Source organism: Vibrio sp. OPT46, from assembly GCF_015163535.1.
Taxonomy (GTDB): domain Bacteria; phylum Pseudomonadota; class Gammaproteobacteria; order Enterobacterales; family Vibrionaceae; genus Vibrio; species Vibrio alginolyticus.
The window spans coordinates 74,937-91,234 of sequence record NZ_JADDYG010000358.1 but is presented as its reverse complement, the minus strand read 5'-3'; the positions used below and the strand labels follow the sequence as shown (position 1 = coordinate 91,234).

The window sequence follows — 16,298 nt, the reverse complement described above, 5'->3', positions numbered from 1 at the left end:
GTCTTTTCTAGTCTACAACCTACGACAAAATCAATCGTTAGACCTCATAATTTTTGTGTTGATATTATTTCCCCTTCATCTGTCTCGAATTGAGCTTAAAATGCAATAAATCACGACTTTTTGCAAAAATATGTGATTGCTGCTAAAATTCGTCCCGCTTTAAAACTTTAGAGTTCAAATTAATGGAGGGCGGTATTGGAGTTCTTCTCACCTGAGGGGCGTTTCAAATTCACGTTAAATTTGTATTTATGGATAATGCATTTAAAAAATATAGTATTGATACAACCGATTATCAGGTTGGACAGGATAACGTTCAAAAGTGGGGATTCGATATACATAACCCGGTTTTTGGCATTAGTGCGGGGCTCGTTGTTTTCTGTCTGATTTCACTTCTTCTTGTTGAGCCAACCACTGCTCGAGACGTATTAAACGGTCTAAAAAACGGAATTATCGAACAGTTTGATGCGTTTTTTATGTGGTCGACAAACTTCTTCTTATTGTTCGCCGTTGCTCTTCTTTTTTCTCCGCTAGGTAAAATCCGCTTAGGTGGCAAAGAAGCAACGCCGGATCACTCAACCGTTTCTTGGTTGTCGATGCTTTTCGCCGCGGGTATGGGTATTGGTCTTCTGTTCTGGAGTGTGGCGGAGCCGACCGCGTACTTCACTGATTGGTGGGGAATGCCACTGAACGCAGTGCCATACACAGAAGAAGCGAAATCTCTCGCGATGGGTGCCACCATGTTCCACTGGGGTGTACATGGTTGGAGTATTTACGCACTCGTTGCGCTAGCATTAGCGTTTTTTGCCTTTAACAAAGGTTTACCACTTTCATTGCGCGCGGCGTTCTATCCAATTTTTGGTGACCGTGCATGGGGCTGGTTAGGTCACGTTATTGATATCCTTGCCGTTTTGTCGACGCTATTTGGTCTTGCAACGTCGCTAGGTCTGGGTGCTCAGCAGGCGACCAGTGGTATTAATCATGTCTTTGGTCTAGAAGGCGGCATTGGTACACAAATGATTGTGATCACCTTCGTTACCTTTATCGCGGTGCTATCAGTAATTCGTGGTATTGATGGTGGTGTTAAGCTACTGAGTAACGTCAACATGGTGGTTGCGTTTGCGCTGCTTATTTTCATTACCTTCATCACGTTTGATACGGCGTGGAGCTCGCTACGCGACACAACAATGGCTTACATTGAAAATATTATTCCATTGAGTAACCCTCACGGTCGTGAAGATGAAACTTGGATGCACGGCTGGACGGTATTCTACTGGGCTTGGTGGGTATCTTGGTCACCGTTTGTTGGTATGTTTATCGCGCGTGTGTCTAAAGGTCGTACGGTTCGAGAATTCTTATTCGCAGTCATCGTTATTCCTACAGTTGTTACTTTGATTTGGATGTCTGTGTTTGGTGGTATCGCGCTTGACCAAGTGGTGAATAAAGTTGGTGAGCTAGGTGCAAATGGCCTAACTGATATTTCATTGACTCTGTTCCATGTTTACGATGCGCTTCCGTATAGCTCAGTGATTTCAATGCTTTCTATCGTGCTGATTCTGGTATTCTTTATTACATCGTCAGACTCTGGCTCACTGGTTATCGATAGTATTACCGCCGGTGGTAAGATTGATGCACCAGTACCGCAACGCATTTTCTGGGCGTGTATTGAAGGTGCAATTGCAGCCGTAATGCTTTGGGTTGGTGGTAAAGAAGCCCTGCAAGCATTGCAATCAGGTGTTGTTGCAACAGGATTACCGTTTACTTTTGTTCTGCTGTTGATGTGCGTAAGTTTGGTGAAAGGGTTAAGAACAGAACTGCCAGCTTACAAATAAATACAACACGATCCATGATTGAGTTTAAATGCCGAGCCTAATGTGCTCGGCATTTTTTATTTCTACTTTTCTTTTCCAATAATTTCGTTACAGTTTAGGCTTATTCCCACCTCATTAAACTGCATTATGTCACTGGCTAAACTCATTCTTATTCGTGGACTTCCGGGTTCAGGTAAAACAACCTTAGCAAAACAACTAGCGATAGAGCTTGGTGCTAAGCATTTTGAAGCTGACATGTATTTTGAAAATGATGAAGGTGATTATCACTTTGAACCAGTTCAATTACCTCAAGCGCATGAGTGGTGTTTTCAGCAAACTAGAAAGTGGTTGAACAAAGGGAGAGTCGTGATTGTGAGCAATACGTTTGTTCGACATTGGGAGATGAAGCGTTACATGGACTACTGCATGAAGAAGCGCATCGAGGTGGAAATTAAAGTGTGCCACGGAGCGTATCAAAGCATTCATGATGTACCACCAGCGACGATAGAAAAGATGCGATGCCAGTGGCAAGAATGACCGTTACCAGAACCGGAAGTTATTGACCTCGTCCGTCAATCATCACAACGAATGTTTTGCTCATGATTGAAAGGTCCATTGAAATCCAAGAGTAAAACGAACCTAAGCTTAGTGCGTAACTGTGGTCAAACCCAACTTTGCGTCTTACATCTTCAATGCATGCATCATAGCCTTGGTTAACCTGAGCTAAGCCTGTGATACCTGGTAACACGCCATATGTGCGCTCTACAAAATAGGGGATTTCATCTTCCAATTTCTGGTAGAAAGCTGGGCGTTCTGGGCGCGGCCCAATCATCGACATTTCACCTCTCAACACATTAAAAAGTTGAGGTAGTTCATCTAAACGCGTTTTGCGTAAAAAGCGTCCTACTGGCGTGATGCGGGGATCATTTTCAGTTGCCCATACTGCGCCAGAGCGTTGCTCTGCATCAATATACATGGTGCGAAACTTCATGATTTGAAAAAGATCCATTTTTTCTGGTGTACAGCGCCCAACACGCAGTTGACGATAGATCACTGGGCCTTTCGATGTGGTTTTGATCGCTAGCGCGATAAATGGGAAAAGTGGTGCAGTGACGACCAAAATAAGCATTGCAACCAGTACATCAAACGTTCTTTTTGCGTGGCATACATTTGAATCGTAGCGTGAGTTTTTCATGATGCTTTCCTTATTGGTTGACGCGTTTCCAACGTCCATTTTCCATTCCGAGTAAATACTTCATACCGCCGATAAAGTTGGCGAGATGACCAATGACGATGTAACTAATCAGCTTAAAAGGTTTAATTGTGTTAAGTGCTGGCATCAAGTAAGTGATAAGCGCGATGCTATAAATACCAACTTGTGCGGACAGCATTACTTGAAACAGCGGATTGTGTGCCAGTAGTAGTGAGCAAATAAAGCAAACAATCATCAAATAGGGTGTTGCTAAGCGCAGAACCTTTCCCGATAGAAATGCAAAGGCAGTGCCACGATAACGAGGTAGCAGTAATTTCTTTAATTGCATGAGCTGCTGCATGTTACCTGCTGAAATTCTTAGGCGTCGTTTGAAATCTGCGTCATCTGAGCTTTGTTCGAGCTCAAGCGCCAGCATGTTTGGCTCGTAAATAGCGCTATAGCCTTGCAAAACGATTCTCATAGGGAGAATAAAGTCGTCATTAATGGTGCTAACTTCCAGTGGTTCAAATAAGTGAGTTCTGAAAGTGTAAAACGCACCGTGGGAACCAATCGTTGAACCTAACAAGGATTCTTGGTGCTTTACTCGAGACTGGTATTGCCAATACGCTGCTTCACCTTGGTTATCAGTGCTCATTATTTGATATGTTGCGTTAACCACTCCAACGTTCTCATTTTGATAATGCTGACTAGCTAGCAATAGAGAATCGCAAGAAATCAATGCCGACGTGTCACTCAGTGCGGTAATGTCCGAGCTAACATGACGCATTTCTTCGTTGAGTAGGGCAACTTTACCGCGATTGACTTGGTGATCATTAATAATGAACAGAGTATCAGAGCAGATTGCTTCTTGAATTGTCGCTTGAGCAATCTCGGCTGTGTTATCTGTGCAGCCATCACATGCGATCACTACTCTTAATTTATCCCTCGGGTAGTCTAGGCTCGCAAGGTTACGGATCTTCTCTGCTATCCATTGTTCTTCATTGTAGGCGGGCACGATGACAGTAATAGAGGGTAGCTGGCTGTCTGTTTTGGAGGCTTTGTAAGCTCGCTCTACAAATGGTGCTTTGGTTTCGTCTTGCTGTTTTAAAGGAAGCCACTTAAGGAGCAGTGGGTACCCAACGTGATGATAGACAATCAAAAACGCGGATAAACCAAACCCTATAATCCAAAGTAAATCATTCATAGCTAGCCTCCTTGGCCAAACGTGAGTAGCGACTCACCATGTCTCTGATATCAAAGTGTTTGAGAATAAAAGTTCGAGGAGAATGGTGTGATGATTCCAGTTGCTGTGATAACGCTTCGGCCAACGAAAACACGCGATTTGCTTCAACCAGTGTGCTGTTGTTCGGACAGAGCGTCTCTTTCACGCCGCCAACATCCGTCGCGACGCAAGGAATGTCACATGCTTGAGCCTCGAGGGTTGAGAGAGGAAATCCCTCTTGAAGTGATGGTAAGCAAAACAAGTCTAGGCTTTGGTAAAAGCTGGGCATATCGTCGACCAAGCCTAAAAAGGTTACTCGATCTTCAAGTTTTAACGTTCTAACTTGTGCTTCCAATTGAGCTCGCTGAGAACCATCTCCAGCAATGGCTAGGTGTGTGTTTGGCGTAAGATGAGAGAATGCTTCGATAAGCACTTTATGGCCTTTAACTGCTTCTAGACGCCCGGCAACGCCAATCACGATTTTGTCGGTTGGAAGTTCAAACAAGTGTCTTGTTGCCGTTTGGTCACCGCTTTTAAACTTCTGACAGTCAATCCCGTTATGGATAGTACAAACTTTGCGATACTTTAACTTAGTCTGTATTTGATGGGCGACAAAGTTAGCATCGGCAACTACTTGCGGGCGAATCATCGTTAGCAAAAGGGACTGCAGTCGAGCTGATTTTTTGTTATTAAGGTGCCATGCGTCGTGTTCGGTATGAATAACTACAGGTACGTGCGCTAAACGTGCCGCAATCCCACCATATAAGAGTGGTCCGATATGGTGAGTGTGGACCACATCAGGCTTAAGTCCTTTGAGCATGGAAGTCAGCGTACTGATGGTTTTTCCGCTGAATCCAGGTTTCTTATTAAGAAAGTGCAGTTGGCCTTGGTAGGACAATAGTTTTTGCCAGCCTTGTAGTGCATGTTCTTTGCTTCCTTCTAAGCTCACGACAAAAACGGAATGGTTGGGCTGCGCAAAACGAAGCATTTCTAGTACGAGCGTTTCTAAACCACCAGGAGCTAAGTGTTGCACGACGTGTAATATCACTTTTTTGCTGTGCTTAGTGTTATTGTGTTTTTGTCTGAATTCCATTTTCAAACCCTCGTTGAGTTCTTTGTTTATTTAGGAATTGCAGACTGCGTGCCAAAAAATTAATCATTTAAAAACAATAAGTTAATATTGATGTTTGTGAGGCTTTATGTTTATTCTCAATTTGAGATTCATATTAGTGGACATGCTATGAGGCTGTATAAGGCAGTAGTAAAAGAAAAGCACTCGCCGACCGAGTGCTTGTAAATGAGTTCTTATGGCGGTTAGTTTCCGTACACTACGTTAGGTAAAGTGGTGATGACAGGAACACCAAGGTGTTTTTCTAATGCTCTTTTAGAGCGGATAGAGTTATCGGCTAACTCTAGTATCGTCGCTAATCCAATGCCTAAACCAGCGCCACCAATAAATCCTAAAATGACAAATACAAAACTAGGTAAGTTAGTTGGAATCGTTGGCGTGAACGGTTCATCAATGATTTTTACGCGCTTATTCTCTTCAAACTCTCCCAAAGAACCCGTTAGTTGGGCCATCTCATAGCGTTCGACGAGTTCATCATACATTTCTCTCTTCACTGCGACGTCACGAGCTAAGCGGTTGATTTCTGTTGCTGTGCTCCCAAATTGGTGCGCATTTCGCTCTAATTCTTGGATCATGTCTCGCAAGCTGTTGGTTTCTTCCGTAAGTGCTTCAAAACGTCCGCGCATCATTTGTAATTGATGTAGTTGGGAGACAAGTAGAGGCTGTGCTTCGCCAAGACTGTTTACTGTGGTATTGCTCGCGATATCCCATAGTTGAGCACTGTTTAGTTCTGGTTGTTTAGAGTTCAAGAGTACCGAGCGTTCCTGCTCCAACCGGTTTAATTCTCGCAACTTACCTTGCACCAAACTATGCGCCTCTGTGTATTTAGCGCGAAGCAGGGTAAGTTCACTACGAATGTCGATGATTTGCTCTTCCAGTTTACCGATAACCGGGTTCGTTTTGGATAGTTGTTGATCCAAACTGCCTAGACTTCGTGAAACACCAGCAAGCTCCGCCTCCTTTTCGGCTAGCGTTTGTTTGAGGCTAGCAAGGCGAGTAAGGCTTTGAGCTTGCATTTCGGGTGTCGCGTCTGAGTAAGTATTTTTATACTCTGCAAAAGCTTGTTCAGCCTTGTCTAGTTCTTCCCTGCGTTTGTTGATATGGATAGTCAAAAAATGACTCGAATCTTTAATCGAAGAACGCTCAGGAGCCAAAAGCTGTTCGACAAAATGCTCTCTGACAGAGAGCAGCATCGACTCCATTCCTTCTGATTTACCACTTTGCAATTGAATTTGAATGAAGTCTTTACCGAGTGGCTGAACAGACAGGCGCGACGCAAGATCTTTTATGATGAACTCTTGCTCTTTTGCACTCATCTCGTCATTGATCAGCGATTGTTCTTTTGCGACAGAATACAAAACGTGTCGGCTTTTTAGCAGAGTACTGAGTGCGCTCAATCGGTCTTTAAGCATTGTTGAGACGGCAAGGTCTTGAAGGAACGGGTTCATTTTCGCTGTCTCTTGAATAAGCATGCTGGTATGAGCAACATAAGTCGTCGGAACCAGTTTACTTACGATGAAACCCAGCACAGGCAAGACAAGCATAGGGATAACGATCATGTAACGACGTCGCCAAGCGCCATGTAGTAATACACTAAGGTTCTCTCTCAAATCGTTCATAGCGTCCTCACTAATTTCTCAACTTGGTTGGCTCTTGCTTCCCAGCTTTGCTGTTGAACATATTGCTTTGAGTTTGCCGGGGGTGGGATCAGGTGATCGAGACTGGCGCATACATCTTCGACATTTTGAACTATGTGGAGCATATGCTTGTACGGCATTAATGCAGGAAACGACGTGCTAATAACGGGGGTTCCCGTTGCCAAATACTCAAGAAGCTTGAGGGGGTTACACGCTTTGATTTGAGCGTTATTAACAAAGGGCAACCAGCTTGCGTCCCAGTGTTGAGAGTAGCTTGGCAAAGTGTGATGAGCTCTTGGGCCGAGATAGTAAACGTTACTTCTTTGAGGTAGCGGATTGTCACTGAGTTCGTTGGGGCCGATGAAAACCAGATCCCAGTCAGGTGCTTGGTCTGCGACTTGGGCAATTAAGTCGTAATCTAACCATTCAGACAAACTACCATAAAAGCCCAGCACTTTGCGGCCGTTGTCAGGCAAGTCTTTGGCCTTCGGTGCTGGCTCAGAAAACAGACTAACGTTGACACCATGAGGCAAAGTGACGGTTTTATGTGATGGAAACTTGGTGGAGAGCGTATCGCTTGCCGTAAAGATAACGTTGGCCGCATTAACAAGAGTACGTTCGTGCTTTGTTACCGTGTCGTGGTCAACACCAGCTAAAGCGCTAAAGTCATCGCCACAATAGTAAATCAGTCCACGTGGGTTCATTTCTGCACAAACATCGGCAGCAGTCGGGAGCGACGTCCAAAATACAGGCTTATCAAAACCAAGAGCTTGTAATTGTTTGTTGAGTTGGTGTTTCATCATCTTAGCGGCCACTTTTCTTGCTAATGCAGAATTAGGGGCAGGAATGGTGAGCAAGTTGATGATGTGAATGTTTGGGTTTGTTTCAGAGTCCAATGTTGGCTTGTGTGAGCCTACGTTATGAAATACACGAGTGAATTTGTTTAACGCACGCTTTATGTCTTTAGAATCCAGCTTAGGTTGACGAAGGCCAATGGAGTTAACCCAAAGGATTCGATGGTTCGCTGCTAGTCGCTTGACAATATGCTGAGTGGAAGAGGGTAACCCACCAAAATCTTCTCCAAATACTACGATGTCCGTCATGTGGCTCTCCTTGAGTCTTGGTTATTTGATTACTAATTAAGTGAGTAATCACAATGCGTGCCAAGGAATTAGCCATTTTAAAACAGTGATTTATGGGTTTTGTTTATGTTTGAAACTAGTATTTCTCATTTTGACAGTCACTTTGAACAATTCGGCTAACGACAACTGTTAATGCCGCTAGAATGTAAATTGGCCAAGTGAAACCTTGAGTCAGAAACGTGCCTGATACGATGGTACCGATAAGCCCACTTAACACGGCGTTTGCTCCTACAGAGAGGGTGTAATCTGATTTTGGTGTCAGCAATGAGATGGAATGCAAAGAGGTGCGGATCAATGACACAATTAAAGTAATGAACACCGCGAGCCCGACAAAACCCGTTTCTGCTAACACGCCAAACCAAGTACTATGGACGGCGTGGTTGATACCATCCCAATGTGGGCTATAGAAATAGTAATTAAAGTAGAAGTTATCTAGACCTACGCCAGTCAACGGGTGATGCAGCGCCATTTTAAATGCCGCTTCCCACGCATAAAGTCGCCCCATCGCAGAGGCATCTATACCATCCTCAGCGGCTCCCCCCGATTCTCGTCCTGAAATACCAGCGAATGCGTAGAGTACGATCGCTGCGATGGCGCCTAGTACCAAGACTAATGTTTTGCTTTTGATGTGTTTAAAAGCAAAGTAGGCAAATACAGACAGTGAACCTAGTAACCCACCGCGGCTCTGCGTCTCAATGATCGCAAAGAACAAAACCAAACAGGTGATAAGGGCAAAGAGCCTGAGATGCTTGGGGGAATGCTTCTCCATCAATTGACTAACGGTAAAGGCAAGGGGAAACATCAGCACTAGTGCCAAATCGTTAGGATCGCCAAGTACTGAACCTATGGATCGTCCTATTGACACGCGTGTTCCTTCGACTAAATCAATGCCATTCGCAGCGTTTTGTAATGCCACTAAGCCAATCAATAATCCGGCGAAAATAATTGCTTTTGACATCTGAGCGAGCTGTGAAGGTTTAGTAATAAGCCAGGTGATGGCCAACGTCATAATGATGATTTTCCAATAGGTATTTTTGAACACCGTTATTGCGATATCACGACTGGAAGCGAATATGATTCCGATGATCACCAGACCCCAAAATATACACAGCCACTTTAATGAAGGGTGCCAAAAAGCTGTAATCTGGCGGCTTATAAGAAGGTGAAAAGCGAGTGCGGCGAGTGCCCCCAGTGATAAGAGTAATGGGATCTTGAAGTTATAGATAACAGGAAAGGCTTCGTGAATACGAAAGAATGAAAAAATAACGAACAGTGTGACAAGCCAAAACGTTTGATTGAGAACAAACAGTAACGCGAGTGGTGCGAAACACAACGCAACAATCAAAATGGGATGAGGTATAACAATCCAAAGCAGGCCGATACAGACAGTGATCGTCAGTGCTGCGATGGACTGTTTTGTTCTCACCTTGGTTTCATTCATAACGAGTATCTCTTCACCTGTCCACGCCTTTTCACTATGTATCGAGTGAGAGCATTTAGCGTCTCTTTACTCACGTAGCGAGTGGCTATCCATGCCAGCAAACTGCATGTCAAAATGCAAATTGCGATGGCGATGCCTATTGATTGTGAAGAGTGAAGCAGGAACAGTGCCACACCGGATATAATCTGTAATAAAACCATCAGACTGAGGTGAAAAGGCAACGTCATACATTGTTGGCTTACTACATAAGTCAGGCCCAACTTACACAGTTGTGCGTAATAAAGCGCAATGAATACCCCATAAATGCCCAGAGAAGATAAGCCAAACAGCAAAGCAATCGCAACGCACGCAGAGACGACATTTATACCCAGTAGCCAGCGAGTACGACGCTTGTACAAAATGGAGATGTTAATCAATTCACTCCATTCTTTTAACATGGCGATAGGCAGCAAGAATAAGCTAAATAGTACTGCCTCATGATAGGTTTCTGGCAGTAAGTAGGTGATCATCACCATTGCTAATGTGCCGACCACTACACTCAAACCTGTGATGTAAATCATACCTAGGTGTGTGATGCGCACTGCTTCAGTGTTCTTGCGCCCTTCTAAGTAGTTAAATCGACGTGGCATCCACCACATGCCAAATGGCTGCACTAAAATACACATGCCCACTGCAAATTTTACCGCTATCGCGTAAATCCCTAACGTCGCAAGAGAAGTGTTGGCACCAATGAACCAGCGCTCAGCGCCATTGAGGCAGAACGCAACCAATCCAGCCATCATCATTGGTAGGCAGTAGTTTAGGTATTGTTTTGCCAATGTCAGCTTAGGAAGGGTGACATTGTAACGGTTAACGATGTGCAGCCAAACAAATTGAGTAATAGCAGCCAACAAGCCCCCCCACAAAACAGAAATAACATGGGGATGAACAGACAGCGCCGCGACGATAAAAATGACCTGAAAAATGGTGGTAGTGACCATGACGTTAAGCAGTGTTCTTGCTTTGTCGTCTTGTGTTCTTAACCAGGCAGTGCCGATTGCAATACTGCCTTCTAGAACGATGGCAAACATAACAATAGCAAATTCGACTCGCGTAAAAGGCGCGGGAATGGGGGCGATTAAAATGATAGTGAGCAAGCTAAGAGCGACGACGCCAGCGATGAGTAAAGCAAGTGAGTACAGCTGGTTTAGTAGGCTTGTGCGCGTATTTTTATCCTTTTCAACGCCGACGAATCGATAAAGCGCTTCATGCAAAGCGAAACTGACGAATAAGGTCGTAACAACACCAAAGGTTGTTAGAAGCTCAAGCTTGCCCATTTGTTCTGGTGAGAGAAAGTGGGGCAATAAAGGCAGCATGATTAGGCTGATGCTTTTATTGATCACTAAGGCGATAGCAAATAGCGTCATGTTGGTCATTGCTTTAGACATGATCATATCCTTTGATGTCTCGCGGTGTCTTGAGTGTGCAATCATTGTTGGTAGCAATTTCGGCAGCAAGGTGCTGGGCGATTGGCAAATAACAACGTTCGGCTGTGTATAGTTGAGAAACATTGAGTGCTTCGATACCCATCGTTACTTTCATCCACGGCGATTCATTCAAAAGGCGAATTGCGTTGTGTAACGAAGCCACATTGTTAGGCGTGTATTTAATACAATTTCGGCCGTGAGTTAACACGCGGTCCCAATAACTATCATCATGTGGAATGACGACACACATACCTGCAGCGAGCGCTTCCAAAATAGATAACCCAAAAGGTTCGTTGAGACTGGTGGAAACAAACACACCACACTGTGAACGCAATTCATCTAAGTTGTTTGGGCACTCATGCCATTCAACACCTTGTGTGTTGAAGTCCGGTGTTGAATATTCCACACCTGCCACGTTAGGTTTGATGTAACACACGGTGGATTTGATCTTTTTCGACTCATCAAGTGTTAAAGCATCAAGCAAAAGATCGATGTTCTTCCATTTTAGTAAGCTAGCTGCCCAGAAAACGCGGCTTGAAATCGGATTCGCTTGTTTTGGCCAGCGATCTTTCGATAATCCATTAACAAACGTAGATGTATTCAAACCACACCAATAGCGTTCGGTGGCTGGCTTCTCTGTTTTGAGGTAGGCCTGTAATGCTTCTACCATTGATTCGCGGGTGTTTGCCAAGTAGTAAATTGCCGATGCTTTTACTAAGCAGTAGCCAGCAGATCTCGATCGTCCAATAGGGCCATGAACCATCTGTACCACAGGCTTTTTGCTAATTAATCGTAGTAAGTACAAAGGCATATCATTACTTGGGCAAGATAGGCCCAAAAAGCTATCTATTTTTGGCAGCTTCATGCACGCGTAGAGAAGTTGGAGAAAGTAGTAAGCGTTCATCAACCAGTAGGTCAGTCCATGAGTCGAGTTAAATGGTGATGGTTTTATTTTTATAACTTGCACACGCGGTGTATCACTAAGCAGTGACGCCCAATGCTCTGGATTTGTAGTGAGTAGATAACCAATCACGTTCAGCTTATCGCACTGCTTAAGGAGCTCTGCATTCGCGATTTTGGATCCACCTTGCATTGGGATGGCGTCGAACATCAATACACGTTTCATGACCGGGCTCCTCAATTGATGCTCAACCAGCGTGAAAGAGGCTTCATGCAGTGAGTCATTGGCATTGGTGTAATGGCGTTGTTATTAAGTTCACCTTCGTAAATACGTTCAATAGCGTTGATAGATGCAGTCGTCGTTAAGTGCTGGCTAGCATGTAGGTAAGCGTTTTCCGCCAGCTTGTTTCTTAATGCCGCGTCTTGCATGACTTGTTGAATCGCGTTTAACAGGCTCGCCATTCCACTGTTCTGGTACAGCAATGCAGAGTGATTATGCTCGAACAACTCAGGAATGCCTCCCGTTTTAGGAGCCACGATAGGCAGTTGAGCTAAAGCCGCTTCCCCGAGCACGAGACCAAAGGCCTCTTCATAGGCGCCGCTAATAAAAGCGTCTGCATTACCACACATCCACGCTCCGGCATTGTGTTGCTCCCCGACAAAGTGCACTCGTTCTTGGATACCAAGATCCGCGGCAAGCTGTTGCAATGCTTCTCTTTCTTCGCCGTCACCAACAATAACAAGGTGAGGGTTGTGGTGGTGGTAGTTGTGCATGCGCATTGCGCGAATAAGGCGGTCGAACCCTTTGCGCTTAATCAGCGAACCCACCGACAGAAAGGTAAAGGCCTGTGATGGGATTCCGAGGCGATCTTTAATGTCGATGGGTGTATCCACGCCTTGAAGTGACACGCCGTTGTGTACGACATGAAGTTGGTTTTGCGGGTAGCCGTCCTGAAGAATTTCGCGTCCAACATCTTTGCTAACGCAAATCAATTTTGGAGAGAGGTGAAGTCCGAGAGAGAAGCGATCGCGCAATGTATAATGGCAATGAAGTTGCGTGACAAGTGGTATATGATTCATGCGAGCAGCCAAACACATCCATTGACAAGGGCCGCCGCTATTGACGTGTACCAAGTCGATGCTGTGCTTTTCGATCAAAGCTGAGCCTTGTTTGATAAGGCTATTCCACCCGTTAATATCCCAGCGTGGAGCGCTCCAACCACCCACCAAATTGAAGGCTGAATGTTCCGCTTCAATTCCGAGCGATTGGCACTTATCGATTAATGGTTGGCAGTTTGACCATACGAATGGCTCAAACTTATTGCGGTCGATTCCTGAAATGAGATCCAGAAGCACCACTTCACTGCCGCGAATCCAATTATCACCATAATGAACATATAGAATGCGTTTTGGCGTAGTCATAAGTCACCTCTGTCTCATCATTAATCTGCGTTAACTGCTGAGCTGCAATAGAGATGCCAAAATATGCCATTAGTTTATGTGATTGAATCTTATATGATATTTATGTTTGGAAGTCATCATTCTCATATTGAGAACCAATATGGATTAGTGATCCGTTTCAATTTGATATTTTTGTAGCAATACGGGAATCACACTTTGCGCTGAGAAATCATCAATGATGGTTTGTCGAGCATTCTGGCGAATGAGTGATTGTTGCGCCTCACCAATCGACATCCAGTCATGAAGACATTTAGCAAGAGAGGGAATGTCTTCGACGATAAAACCATTTTTACCCGTTTGGATAATATCTGGAAGACGACCTACACGTAAGCTCATCACGGCAATGCCTCTCGACATGGCTTCAAGCGCCGCCATTGGAAGACCCTCATAACGAGAAGAAATGATAAGTACACTGATATTTTCCCAAACACCTTCCATATCGGTTTGATGGCCGAGGAAAGTCACGTTTGAAGGGGCAGTTTGATTAAGCGACTCTTTTTCTGGGCCATCACCGTACACACTAAACTGTAATGTTGGACAGAGCCTCGCTACCTCAATAAATTGATCGGCGCCTTTTTCCTGACTCAATCGGCCGACAAAAGCGATCTCCTGATAGTTGAGTTGACTGTTGGGAATCGAAACAAAGTTATTCAGCAGTTCTGAAGAACAAAAAACTTTGCGCTGAATACTTGGACTGACAGCAAAGCAATGGTCAGATAGGCTGCCTGAGCTTCTATCAAGCCAATCGTATAGCCATAGTTTCCCTGAGGACGATTCACCAGCATGATAAGTTGAAATCAAACGAGGAAACGTACGGGTGAGCAGTTTGGCGCAGCGCGACAAAATCGACGCTTTATAACCATGAGAGTGAACCACTGAGGGTTGGTGATTGGCGACGGCGCTTGTTAGGTGTTTAATTTTTAAAGCTTTATTGGGCTCGCCAGACAAATAGTTTAAGTAACTCACAGGGATCGCGGCTTCTTTTGCCTTCTGTACAATCTGAGCGGCTGGCGAATACTCAGTGGTTAGCACAACTCGAGCTTTGTTTCCAAAGGCGATTAATCCCCGAGCTAGCTCGATAACGTGACTTTCAATGCCGCCGAATAGACGGCTATCAAGCAAGATCCAAATTTCACCAATGGCAGGTTTATCAAGATTGTTCGAGATTAATTTCATCCGCTTCCCACGCTTGTTTTTTTCGGTAAACCGTAGATGGGCTTAACTCCAGCATGACAGCGGCGTTGAGGACGTTGCCATCACAGTACGCAATTGCGTTTTGAATTGCTTCACGCTCTACTTGCCACATAGGACGAATGGTTCCATCAGAGTTAAAGTACGGTGAGGTAGCAGCAGAGGACGGTGTACCAGGCTGCTCCGCTGCGGTAATCGACGGTTCGACCGCAGAAGGTGAAGGTTCCTCAGTATAAACAGGTGGTGGTGTGATTGGTGCAATGTTTGCTGACTCTTGAGCAACATGCGCAGGTGTCGTTGTTTTCGTAACTTTTGACTTTTTAGTGAGTTGAGCGGGTAGGTGGCTCACCGTGACTTTTTCGTCGTTATTAAGCACCACAATGTTACGTATGATGTTTTGTAGTTGCCTTACATTACCCGGCCACTCGTAATGCTTGATGATATGTTGAGCTTCGCTGTCGATTGTTGAGAATTTCTTTTTGTCCTGTTTGGCGTAAGTGGTCAAGAAGTGCTTGGCAAGCGTGACGATGTCACTTCCTCGTTCACGTAATGGAGGCATATCGATAGGTATAACGTGCACACGGTAGTATAAGTCTTCACGAAAACGACCTTCTTCTACTTCTGTTAATGGATCTCGGTTAGTGGCACAAATGATTCTCACATCCACTTTCATTTCTCGAGTGCCACCAAGAGGAGTGTAAGTGCCCGTTTGTAGAAAGCGGAGCAACTTCTTTTGCATCTCAAGTTCCATTTCACACAGCTCATCAAGAAAAAGCGTACCACCATGTGCCAGCGTCGCCGCACCTTTTCGATCTGTTGTTGCTCCAGTAAAGGCCCCTTTAACGTGACCAAAAATCTCACTTTCCATCAAATCTCGTGGAATAGCCCCACAGTTAATTGCAATAAAAGGCTTGTCTTTACGGTCGCTCTGGCGGTGGACGGCTTCAGCACAAACTTCTTTACCTGTGCCGCTTTCTCCCACAATAAACACACTGGCAGAAGTTGGCGCAACAGCATCAATGGTCTTGTATACCGCCTGCATCGGGAGGCTTGAACCGATGAATCCATGATAGTTGTGGCGATCAAATTTGGACTGAATATTTTCCACCAAATCTTCCAATTTGGCGCGTTTGAGGTGCAATGCGACTGATGTTTTTAGGCGATCAGCGTTTATGGGCTTTTCTAAGAAATCTTCCGCACCTTTTTGAATTAGATTAACGGCTAAGTCGACGCTGCCGTGTGCCGTAGCAATAATAACGGACGTAGGAATGTCATTCTGGTTGATCCAATCCAACACGTCTTCGCCAGACATGTCGGGCAGTTTCAAATCGAGAATGATGAGCTGAGGTTTGCTTCTTTCAATAAATTGAATCGCTTCGCGACCTGTCTCGACATGAAAAATGTCATAAGGTTCGTCTTTCACATACTGCTTATAAAGTATGGCTAGTGAAGTAGAGTCCTCTACCAGTAACACCCTTGGTCTCATAGTCCCATCCCAACGTAGTTTGTTTCATTTTTTATGATTTTTGTCAGCACTACTATTTGGCATTATGAGTGGTTTATAGCTCTCTAGTGCTGAAAATTCTCAATTTGAGAAAAGCGTTATTTAAGTATTAGCACAAGGTAGGAAATTTGCGAAAAATCCATACTTTTTAATTGATTAAGTTATGCCCAAATAATTTCAAGGTGTGTGGCTTGGCGAGGGTGAT

The 16,298-nt window shown here is 44.6% G+C and carries 13 protein-coding genes; 2 read left to right on the top strand and 11 right to left on the bottom strand.

Annotated elements, in window-relative coordinates; all coding sequences use genetic code 11:
- Window positions 1–248 precede the first annotated feature (248 nt).
- Window positions 249–1,829: a BCCT family transporter gene (locus IQR33_RS16475; RefSeq protein WP_005377659.1), complete on the top strand. Its 1,581-nt coding sequence runs from the start codon at window positions 249–251 to the stop codon at window positions 1,827–1,829.
- A 126-nt stretch (window positions 1,830–1,955) separates the two neighbouring features.
- Window positions 1,956–2,345, top strand: a complete 390-nt coding sequence (locus IQR33_RS16470) for an AAA family ATPase (RefSeq protein WP_193837384.1) — start codon at window positions 1,956–1,958, stop codon at window positions 2,343–2,345.
- A 19-nt stretch (window positions 2,346–2,364) separates the two neighbouring features.
- Here IQR33_RS16470 and IQR33_RS16465 read toward each other — a convergent pair whose 3' ends face one another.
- The 11 genes from IQR33_RS16465 to IQR33_RS16415 form a co-directional block, all read right to left on the bottom strand.
- Window positions 2,365–3,003 carry a sugar transferase gene (locus IQR33_RS16465; RefSeq protein WP_005377654.1) on the bottom strand — a complete coding sequence of 213 codons (639 nt, stop codon included), beginning with the start codon at window positions 3,001–3,003 and terminating at the stop codon, window positions 2,365–2,367.
- Window positions 3,004–3,013: 10 nt separating this feature from the next.
- On the bottom strand, window positions 3,014–4,204 hold the full coding sequence (locus tag IQR33_RS16460) for a glycosyltransferase family 2 protein (RefSeq protein ID WP_017634936.1): 1,191 nt from the start codon (window positions 4,202–4,204) through the stop codon (window positions 3,014–3,016).
- Window positions 4,197–5,315, bottom strand: coding sequence for a glycosyltransferase (locus IQR33_RS16455; RefSeq protein ID WP_053307080.1), 1,119 nt, complete (start codon window positions 5,313–5,315; stop codon window positions 4,197–4,199). The genes IQR33_RS16460 and IQR33_RS16455 overlap by 8 nt, the downstream gene beginning before the upstream one ends.
- 221 nt (window positions 5,316–5,536) lie before the next feature.
- Window positions 5,537–6,970, bottom strand: coding sequence for a GumC family protein (locus IQR33_RS16450; protein WP_005377649.1), 1,434 nt, complete (start codon window positions 6,968–6,970; stop codon window positions 5,537–5,539).
- On the bottom strand, window positions 6,967–8,091 hold the full coding sequence (locus tag IQR33_RS16445) for a glycosyltransferase (RefSeq protein WP_053303088.1): 1,125 nt from the start codon (window positions 8,089–8,091) through the stop codon (window positions 6,967–6,969). The genes IQR33_RS16450 and IQR33_RS16445 overlap by 4 nt, the downstream gene beginning before the upstream one ends.
- Window positions 8,092–8,206: 115 nt before the next feature.
- Window positions 8,207–9,571, bottom strand: a complete 1,365-nt coding sequence (locus IQR33_RS16440) for an O-antigen ligase family protein (RefSeq protein ID WP_054576902.1) — start codon at window positions 9,569–9,571, stop codon at window positions 8,207–8,209.
- Window positions 9,568–10,998, bottom strand: a complete 1,431-nt coding sequence (locus tag IQR33_RS16435; RefSeq protein ID WP_193843857.1) for a lipopolysaccharide biosynthesis protein — start codon at window positions 10,996–10,998, stop codon at window positions 9,568–9,570. The genes IQR33_RS16440 and IQR33_RS16435 overlap by 4 nt, the downstream gene beginning before the upstream one ends.
- Window positions 10,991–12,163 carry a glycosyltransferase gene (locus IQR33_RS16430; protein WP_005377641.1) on the bottom strand — a complete coding sequence of 391 codons (1,173 nt, stop codon included), beginning with the start codon at window positions 12,161–12,163 and terminating at the stop codon, window positions 10,991–10,993. Before IQR33_RS16430 ends, IQR33_RS16435 begins: the two co-directional genes overlap by 8 nt.
- Before the next feature lie 11 nt (window positions 12,164–12,174).
- On the bottom strand, window positions 12,175–13,359 hold the full coding sequence (locus IQR33_RS16425) for a glycosyltransferase (RefSeq protein ID WP_193837382.1): 1,185 nt from the start codon (window positions 13,357–13,359) through the stop codon (window positions 12,175–12,177).
- A 144-nt stretch (window positions 13,360–13,503) separates the two neighbouring features.
- Window positions 13,504–14,574, bottom strand: coding sequence for a glycosyltransferase family 4 protein (locus tag IQR33_RS16420; RefSeq protein WP_193837381.1), 1,071 nt, complete (start codon window positions 14,572–14,574; stop codon window positions 13,504–13,506).
- Window positions 14,549–16,075, bottom strand: a complete 1,527-nt coding sequence (locus IQR33_RS16415; protein WP_193837380.1) for a sigma-54-dependent transcriptional regulator — start codon at window positions 16,073–16,075, stop codon at window positions 14,549–14,551. The genes IQR33_RS16420 and IQR33_RS16415 overlap by 26 nt, the downstream gene beginning before the upstream one ends.
- Between the last annotated feature and the right edge of the window lie 223 nt (window positions 16,076–16,298).

Excerpts from the sequence above, each read along its gene's own strand:
- IQR33_RS16475 (WP_005377659.1), top strand. The coding sequence starts at position 249 with ATGGATAATGCATTTAAAAAATATAGTATTGATACAACCGATTATCAG.
- IQR33_RS16470 (WP_193837384.1), top strand. The coding sequence starts at position 1,956 with ATGTCACTGGCTAAACTCATTCTTATTCGTGGACTTCCGGGTTCAGGT.
- IQR33_RS16465 (WP_005377654.1), bottom strand. The coding sequence starts at position 3,003 with ATGAAAAACTCACGCTACGATTCAAATGTATGCCACGCAAAAAGAACG.
- IQR33_RS16460 (WP_017634936.1), bottom strand. The coding sequence starts at position 4,204 with ATGAATGATTTACTTTGGATTATAGGGTTTGGTTTATCCGCGTTTTTG.
- IQR33_RS16455 (WP_053307080.1), bottom strand. The coding sequence starts at position 5,315 with ATGGAATTCAGACAAAAACACAATAACACTAAGCACAGCAAAAAAGTG.
- IQR33_RS16450 (WP_005377649.1), bottom strand. The coding sequence starts at position 6,970 with ATGAACGATTTGAGAGAGAACCTTAGTGTATTACTACATGGCGCTTGG.
- IQR33_RS16445 (WP_053303088.1), bottom strand. The coding sequence starts at position 8,091 with ATGACGGACATCGTAGTATTTGGAGAAGATTTTGGTGGGTTACCCTCT.
- IQR33_RS16440 (WP_054576902.1), bottom strand. The coding sequence starts at position 9,571 with ATGAATGAAACCAAGGTGAGAACAAAACAGTCCATCGCAGCACTGACG.
- IQR33_RS16435 (WP_193843857.1), bottom strand. The coding sequence starts at position 10,998 with ATGTCTAAAGCAATGACCAACATGACGCTATTTGCTATCGCCTTAGTG.
- IQR33_RS16430 (WP_005377641.1), bottom strand. The coding sequence starts at position 12,163 with ATGAAACGTGTATTGATGTTCGACGCCATCCCAATGCAAGGTGGATCC.
- IQR33_RS16425 (WP_193837382.1), bottom strand. The coding sequence starts at position 13,359 with ATGACTACGCCAAAACGCATTCTATATGTTCATTATGGTGATAATTGG.
- IQR33_RS16420 (WP_193837381.1), bottom strand. The coding sequence starts at position 14,574 with ATGAAATTAATCTCGAACAATCTTGATAAACCTGCCATTGGTGAAATT.
- IQR33_RS16415 (WP_193837380.1), bottom strand. The coding sequence starts at position 16,075 with ATGAGACCAAGGGTGTTACTGGTAGAGGACTCTACTTCACTAGCCATA.